Annotated in this window: 1 protein-coding gene; it reads right to left on the bottom strand. The window is 63.5% G+C overall.

From position 1 onward, the window contains the following. Window positions 1-5: 5 nt before the first annotated feature. Window positions 6-233, bottom strand: a 228-nt coding sequence (locus tag N7568_RS25530) for a hypothetical protein (RefSeq protein ID WP_261612406.1), incomplete at its 5' end; no start/stop codon positions are given.

Raw genomic sequence — 233 nt, 5'->3', positions numbered from 1 at the left:
CCGTCCTAGGAAGCGGCGTCGATGAGTTGCTGGAGGGACTTGGAGGTGTCGTCCGGGTCACGATAGCGGTTTACTGTGAATTTCTTGACGTGGGTGGCCTGGCTGCCCGGAGCGCTGCAGGACGACGGTTTCGCGTCGACGGCGTCGGGTTTCGCCGCAACGACGGCATCGCCGAGGCCTGCCGCGGCCAATGCCACAACCAGCAACTCAACCTTGGGGACCGCCGATTTCAT

It is taken from the genome of Paenarthrobacter aurescens (assembly GCF_025421775.1).
GTDB classification, from domain to species: domain Bacteria; phylum Actinomycetota; class Actinomycetes; order Actinomycetales; family Micrococcaceae; genus Arthrobacter; species Arthrobacter aurescens_B.
The sequence above is the reverse complement of the archived record's forward strand: the minus strand, read 5'-3'. Positions and strand labels throughout refer to the sequence as shown.